Origin of the sequence: Actinoplanes nipponensis (assembly GCF_016862275.1) — a bacterium.
In the GTDB taxonomy this organism is placed as follows: domain Bacteria; phylum Actinomycetota; class Actinomycetes; order Mycobacteriales; family Micromonosporaceae; genus Actinoplanes; species Actinoplanes nipponensis.
Window position 1 is genome coordinate 112,590 of sequence record NZ_BOMQ01000089.1, and the last position, 7,222, is coordinate 119,811.

Annotated in this window: 4 protein-coding genes and 1 pseudogene; 2 read left to right on the forward strand and 3 right to left on the reverse strand. The window is 72.8% G+C overall.

The window, feature by feature from the left end; all coding sequences use genetic code 11:
* Positions 1 to 13: 13 nt before the first annotated feature.
* From fdh to Ani05nite_RS36695, 3 genes and pseudogenes are all read right to left on the reverse strand, one after another.
* Positions 14 to 3,268, reverse strand: a pseudogene (gene fdh / locus Ani05nite_RS36685) (formate dehydrogenase); the annotation flags it as partial.
* A gap of 59 nt (positions 3,269 to 3,327) precedes the next feature.
* On the reverse strand, positions 3,328 to 4,041 hold the full coding sequence (locus Ani05nite_RS36690) for a GAF and ANTAR domain-containing protein (protein WP_203776125.1): 714 nt from the start codon (positions 4,039 to 4,041) through the stop codon (positions 3,328 to 3,330).
* A 193-nt stretch (positions 4,042 to 4,234) separates the two neighbouring features.
* Positions 4,235 to 4,672 carry an STAS domain-containing protein gene (locus tag Ani05nite_RS36695; RefSeq protein WP_203776127.1) on the reverse strand — a complete coding sequence of 146 codons (438 nt, stop codon included), beginning with the start codon at positions 4,670 to 4,672 and terminating at the stop codon, positions 4,235 to 4,237.
* A 238-nt stretch (positions 4,673 to 4,910) separates the two neighbouring features.
* Between Ani05nite_RS36695 and Ani05nite_RS36700 the strand changes: the two genes are divergently transcribed.
* Positions 4,911 to 5,627: a GAF and ANTAR domain-containing protein gene (locus Ani05nite_RS36700; RefSeq protein WP_203776128.1), complete on the forward strand. Its 717-nt coding sequence runs from the start codon at positions 4,911 to 4,913 to the stop codon at positions 5,625 to 5,627.
* A 108-nt stretch (positions 5,628 to 5,735) separates the two neighbouring features.
* Positions 5,736 to 7,088, forward strand: a complete 1,353-nt coding sequence (locus Ani05nite_RS36705; RefSeq protein WP_203776130.1) for a neutral zinc metallopeptidase — start codon at positions 5,736 to 5,738, stop codon at positions 7,086 to 7,088.
* The last annotated feature ends 134 nt before the right edge of the window (positions 7,089 to 7,222 follow it).

Here is a 7,222-nt window from a genome sequence, read left to right on the forward strand (position 1 = left end):
CCTCCGGCTCGGGGCTGGTCTGCAGGGGCGTGTGGTGGTCCGGTTCCAGGCCGGCCCGGGCCCGGTAGCCCACCACGTACTCCAGCAGCGCCGGCCCGGTCGGGCGGCGGCCCGGCTGGATGTCGCAGGTGCCGACCTTGCTCTCCTGGATGAGCACGTTCGGGTCGAGCGTGATGCCGATCAGGTCGTTGGCCGAGTCGCCGGTGACCAGGCCCTCCCCGCCCCAGTGGTACGGCAGCCAGAGCTGGTGCACGACCCGGCCGTCGATGCGCAGCGGGGTGAGCCGGTCGGTGACCAGCACCCGGGCCTCGATCGCGGCCCGGGCGGTGACGATGTGGGCCCAGCCCAGGTGCTCCAGGCCGCGTTCCGCGGCCAGCTCCGGGGAGACCTCGACGAACATCTCCGGCTGCAGCTCCGACAGGTACGCCAGCTGCCGGCTCATGCCGCCGGCGGTGTGGTGCTCGGTGAGCCGGCTGGTGCTGAAGACGTACGGGAAGACCTCGGAGTGCCGCTCGGGCGGGCTCGGGTTGGTCAGGTTGTCGGACCGCTCGTACACCTTGCGGGTGGGGTTGGCCTGCTGGGTGTAGAGGGGGTTGCGCACCGGCGACTCGACCGGCTCGTAGTGCGTCGGCAGCGGGCCGTCGATCAGGCCGCTGGGCGCGTACAGCCAGCCCTTCCCGTCGCCCTGCATGATGAACGCGTCGTCGCCGGAGATGGCCTCGACGCCGCTCGCGCCCTCGGGCGGCCGGTACGACGGCGGCTTGGTCTTCTCGAAGTCGGGCACGTCGTAGCCGGTCCACTCGCCGGCCTCGGCGTCCCACCAGACGTACTTCTTGCGCTCGGACCAGGGCCGGCCCTCGGGGTCGGCGGACGCGCGGTTGTAGAGGGTGCGCCGGTCCGACGGCCACGCCCAGCCCCACTCGCGGGCCACCCAGTCCTGCTCGGCGCCGGGCTTGCGGCGGGCCGCCTGGTTGACCCCGTCCTTGTAGACGCCGGAGTAGATCCAGCAGCCGCAGGCGGTCGAGCCGTCGGCCCTGAGCGAGGTGAAGTTGGGCACCGGCGCGCCGGTGGCGACGTCGTAGCCGTTGATCTCCTTGAGCACCGCCTCGCCGCTGGGCTCGTCGCCGCGCTCGCCGTGCAGCGGGTAGTCCCAGGTCAGGTTGAGGATGCCCTGGTCGCGGGGCAGCGTCGAGCCGGCCAGCCGCTCCCGGACGAGACGGCCCAGGTGGTAGAAGAACCACAGCTCGGAGCGGCAGTCGCCCGGCGGGTCGAGGGCCTTCTCGCGCCACTGGAGCATCCGCTGGGTCTGGGTGAACGTGCCCTCCTTCTCGGCGTGCGAGGCCGCGGGCAGGAAGAACACCTCGGTGCGGCACTCGGTGGGCACGATCTCACCGGTGGCGACCTCGGGGCCGTCCTTCCAGAAGGTGGCGCTCTCGATCATGAACAGGTCGCGGACCACCAGCCAGTCGAGGTTGGCCATGCCCAGGCGCTGGGCCTTGCCGTGGGCCGAGCCGACGGCCGGGTTCTGCCCGAGCAGGAAGTACCCCTTGATCTTGCCGTCGATCATGTCCAGGACCTGCTGGTACGTGCCGTGGTCGCCGGTCAGCCGGGGCAGCCAGCCGTAGCCCCAGTCGTTGTCCGCCGTGGCCGCGTCACCCCAGTACGCCTTGAGCAGGCTGACCGCGTACGCCTCGGCGTCGGCCCAGAAGCCGGCCTGCTCCGGGTGCCGGATCGCGTCGACCCACTCCCGGAACGTCTCGTGCTGGGTGTGGTGCGGCATCGGCAGGTAGCCGGGCAGCAGGTTGAACAGCGTCGGGATGTCCGTGGAGCCCTGGATGCTGGCGTGCCCGCGCAGCGCCATCACGCCACCGCCCGGCCGGCCCATGTTGCCCAGCAGCAGCTGGATGATCGCGCCGGTGCGGATGTACTGCACGCCCACGCTGTGCTGGGTCCAGCCCACCGAGTAGACCAGCGCGGTGGTCCGCTCGCGGCCGGAGTTGGCCGTCCAGGCCTCGCAGACCTCGAGGAACTTCTCCCGCGGCACGCCGCAGACCTGCTCCACGACCTCCGGGGTGTAGCGGGCGTAGTGCCGCTTGAGCACCTGGTAGACGCAACGGGGGTGCTGCAGCGTGGGGTCGCGGGGCACGTCGGCGGGCACCGGCGGGCCGTGCGACTCCTGCTCCAGGCCGGAGGCGGTCTCCCGGTCGGTGTGCGACTCCCCCTCGTCCTGGGTGGCCGCCTCGTCGTCCTGCTGGCCCTCGTACGCCCAGGACGCCTGGTCGTAGGCGTTGGTCTCGGGGTCGTAGCCGGAGAACAGCCCGTCCAGGTCCTCGGTGTCCCGGAAGTCCTCGCTGACGATCATGGACGCGTTGGTGTACGCGACCACGTACTCCCGGAAGTCCTTTTCGTTGCTGAGGATGTAGTTGACGATCCCGCCCAGGAACGCGATGTCCGCGCCGGCCCGCACCGGGACGTAGCTGTGCGCCAGCGCGCTGGTCCGGGTGAACCGGGGGTCGACGTGAATGATCTTCGCGCCGCGCTTCTTCGCCTCCACCACGTACTGGAAGCCCACCGGGTGGGCCTCCGCCATGTTGGAGCCCTGGATGATGATGCAGTCTGCGTTGGCCAGATCCTGGAGGAATCCGGTGGCCCCGCCACGGCCGAAGCTGGTTCCCAGACCGGGAACGGTGGCGGAGTGTCAAATACGCGCCTGGTTCTCGATCTGGAGTGCGCCCATGGCGGTGAAGAGCTTCTTGATCAGGTAGTTCTCTTCGTTGTCGAGCGTCGCGCCGCCCAGGCTCGCGAAGCCCATCGTGCGGTTGAGCGGGCGACCCTCGGGGTCGGTGTCCTGCCAGGTCTGCTCCCGGGCGGCGAGCACCCGCTCCGCGATCATGCCCATCGCGGTGTCCAGGTCCAGCTCTTCCCAGTCGGTGCCGTAGGGCCGCCGGTAGAGCACCTTCTGCTGGCGGCGGTCGCTGGTCACCAGGCTCTTGCTGGCCGAGCCCTTGGGGCAGAGCCGGCCCTTCGAGATCGGGCTGTCCGGATCGCCCTCGATCTGGACGACCTGGCCGTCCTTGACGAAGATCCGCTGCCCGCAGCCGACCGCGCAGTAGGGGCACACCGACCGGGCCATCGAGTCGGCCGTCCCGGTGCGGGCGGTGAGCGCCTTCGAGCGGTCGGACTGGGCCGCGGCGCCCCGGCCCAGCGGGTCGGTGCCGGTCAGCTGCCGGTAGACCGGCCAGTCCCGGATCCAGGTGCGGACTCCCATGAGCAAGACCCTAGACGACCTCCCGGCGCCGCGCACGGCACGCGGCGGGCGATCCCCGCTCACGGCGCCGAACCGCCCTCGACCCGGGCCACCAGGGCCGCGGCGACGTCGCGCAGCTTGCGGTTGGAGTCCTGCGAGATCCTGGTGAGGATCCGGAACGCCTCGTCGGCGGTGCACCGGCGCTCGCCCATGATGATGCCCTTGGCCTGCTCGATGACGGCCCGGCTCTCCATCGCGGCCTGCATGTGCTGGGCCAGGTTCGTCGTGCTGTCGTGCAGGTGGGCGTTGGCCAGGGCGACCGAGGCGTAGCCGGCGAAGCGCTGCGCGAGCTGGACGGTGTCGTCGCCGAAGGCGTACGGCCGCAGGCCGTAGATGTTCACGGCGCCGGTGACGCTGTCCTGGATCGGCAGCCCCACGGAGAGCACACTGCCCACGCCGGCCGCCGCCGCCTTGGCCGGCCAGCCGTCCCAGCGGGTGTCGGAGGCGGTGTGCAGGACCAGGACGGTGGCCTTGTCGGCGGCGGCCTGCAGGCAGGGGCCCGTGCCGCCCTCGTACTGCCGTTCGTCGAGCCGGAGCGCGGTCTCACCGGTGTACGCCGCGGTGTACGGCCGGCCGCCGCGCACCAGCGTGATGGAAACCTCGTCGGCGCCGGGCAGCGCGCCCTGCGCGAGTTCGGCCACCCGGGTGAGGACGCCGTCCAGATCGGTTTCGCCGAGCTTGATCCGGCCGAACTCCGCGAACGCGGCCGCCGGGTCGGTGGGGTGCTGAGCCATGTACGTGTGAATCCCCTGCAGCGCGGCACGCTGCCGCCCGGGGAGGCGGCCGTGCGGAGTGGACGGACTACCTGTCCAGGGGGACGGTGCGACCCTGAACCCGCGCCGCTGCTTGACGCCGGACCGCCCACGCCCGGAGGCGCCGGCGGCTGACAAGATGATAACCGAGCCGCGCCGGGCGGCGACGCCGTGTTCAGTCCTGCGGATACACGCCGGTGAGCGCCAGAACCCGTGCGGTCATGCCGTGGACGCCGCTGAGCCGCAAGCTCCGGCCGAGGTCCACGGCGTGCAGCTGGGCGGCGAGGACGACCCGCGCCCCGGCGGCGCCGAAGAAGCTCACCTCGCTCAGGTCCAGGCAGACCCGCTCGGAGCCGTCGAGAGCGTGCACCACGGCGGCCTGCACGAGCGGGGCGGTGTCCAGGTCCAGGTCGCCGTGGACGCCGACGACCACCTCGGCTCCCGGCCCGGCCGGCTCGGCGGGACGCAGGTGGCGGGAGACGGTGCCGATGACCGACCCGTCCGGGGCGGTGACACCGGCGATGACCGCCGGAGCCGGCGAGGGGTGGTCCGTGGCCGGCAGGCCCGGATCCCCCGGGTCGATCCGGGGGAGCCGACGACTCGAGCTGGACATGACTCTCCCGTCAGCGAAGACTCGACGGGCACGCGGCTTGACCCGATGACCAAACTACCCACTTCGCGGTACCGGTAACCGGCGGGGCGGATGACACGTTAGCCGCGGCCGGCGCTGGGCATCCCGCCCAGGCCTGCCGGCCGGCAAGATCCGATACCCTGTAACCCCTGCGCCCCGTGCTCGCGGGCGACGGCGCACCCGCCGCACGCGGCGCGGAAACCCCGAGGACGCCTGGCTCATGACCGACAACGAACCGATGGATCCGACCGACGCGTACGCCGAGCTCGGCCGGATCAAGCTCAGCGAGACCGACATCGACGGCGTGCTGAACAAGGTCGCCGAGCTGGCCGCCCGCACCATCCCCGGCACCGCCGAGGTGTCCGTGACCCTGCTCCGGGGCGAGGGGGCGCACACCGCGGCCTTCACCGGTGACCTGGCCGTCAACCTGGACGAGGTCCAGTACGAACAGGGCCACGGGCCGTGCCTGGACGCGTCGAGAACAGGCGACAGCCTCTCGCTGCCCGACATGGCCGCCGAGACCCGCTGGCCGCGGTGGACCCCCCGGGCGCTCAAGGCCGGGGTGCACAGCTCGCTGTCGATCGGCCTGCCGATCCACGACACCGTGCGGGGGGCGCTGAACGTCTACGCCGTCAAACCCGCCACGTTCGACGAGGACGCGACCATCCTCGCGCAGACGTTCGCGGGGTACGCCGCGGTGGCCCTGGCCAACGCCCACCTGTTCGACGTCACGGCCACCCTGGCCCGGCACATGCAGGCGGCGATGGAGAGCCGGGCCGTCATCGAGCAGGCCAAGGGCATCGTCATGGGCGACCGCCGGTGCACCGCGGACGAGGCGTTCCGGATCCTCAGCAAGCTGTCGCAGGAGTCCAACCGCAAGGTGCGCGACGTCGCGGCGGCCCTGGTCGCCCGCGCCCAGCAGACCCCCGGCTCCTGAGCCGCCTCCGGCACACATATCCGCCGCCGGTTGCGGGTAGCGCTCCTCCAGACGAGAGGAGCGCGACATGACCCACCCCCAGCCGCCCCGCACCGCCCGGCGGGCCTCGTGAGCGGCCGGCGCCCGCTCCGGGGCCTGCTCGCCGGCGTCCTGGTCGCCGCGCTCTCCGGCTGCGTGGTCGTGTCGTCCGGCCCCTCCGACCGGTCGCGGCCGGCGCCGCCGGGCGGCCTGGGCCGGATGAACGACTCGTCGGCGACCGCGGACCCCGGCGACGTCGTCACCCGGGCGCTGCGGGACGTCGAGCGCTTCTGGCAGGGCGCCTACCCCGGCATCAGCGACGGGGCGGCGTTCACCCCGATCAGGGGCGGCTACCACCCGTACACCAGGTCGGAGCCGCCGCCGGCGTGCGGCGGCCAGCAGGCGCAGTACCAGCCGAACGCGTTCTACTGCCCGGACGGCGACTTCATCGCCTGGGACGCCGAGACGCTGATCCCCCAGCTGTACGGCGACTTCGGCCCGCTGCTCGTCGGCTTCGTCATGGCCCACGAGTACGGGCACGCGATCCAGGCCCGGCTGCGCGCCACCGACCAGCCCACGGTGGTGCTGGAGCAGCAGGCCGACTGCTTCGCCGGGGCGTGGACCGCGGACGTGCTCGCCGGCCGGTCCGCGGCGTTCACCGGGGTCACGCCGGCCCAGCTCGACAACACGGTCGCCGGCATGCTGCTGCTGCGCGACGAGCCGGGCACGGCGGCGCAGAACCCGCAGGCGCACGGCAACGCCTTCGACCGGATCCGGGCCCTGCAGGACGGGGTGGAGAAGGGCGTGACGCTCTGCGCCGGGTACCGGGCCGACAACGTGCCGGTCACCGAGGTGCCCTTCACCAGCCGGCAGGAGGCGGCCACCGGCGGGGACCTGCCGTACGCGGAGGCGGTGAACGCGCTGAGCGAGGACGCCCAGGCGTACTGGCAGCGGGTGTATCCCCAGCTCACCGGCCGGCCCTGGGAGCAGTTGCGGGTGCAGGCGTTCAGCTCGGGCGCGGCGCCCGCGTGCCCCACGCCGGCCGCCTCGGCCGGGGGCTCGGCGTTCTACTGCCCGGACGGGGACTTCGTCGCCTTCGACAACGAGCAGCTCGGGCAGCAGCTGTACCAGCGCATCGGCGACAACGCGGTGGGCATGCTGCTCGGCGACCTGTTCGCCCGGGCGGTCCAGGACCGGCGGGGCGCCGAGACACAGGACCGCGCCGGGCAGCTCGCCGTCGACTGCTTCGCCGGCTCGTGGACCAACGATCTGCTGACCCGGGAGCCGGCGTCGGGCATCCGGCTCTCCCCCGGCGACCTGGACGAGGCGGTGGCCGCCCTGCTGGCCTTCGGGCGCGCCGGCGGCCGGCAGGAGGCGAGCGCCTTCGAGCGGATCGCCTCCTACCGGGGCGGGGTCCTGAAGGGACTGCCGTCCTGCACCTGAGCCGGGATCAGCGCTCTTCGAGGCGGTGGTCGCGTTCCTCCTCGTACCGGGCGCCGCTGTCGGACTCGCTGGTCAGCGGGCGGGCGCCGCCCTCGGGCGGCCCCGCCTCGGACTGCCCGCCGGCCGCCAGCTGC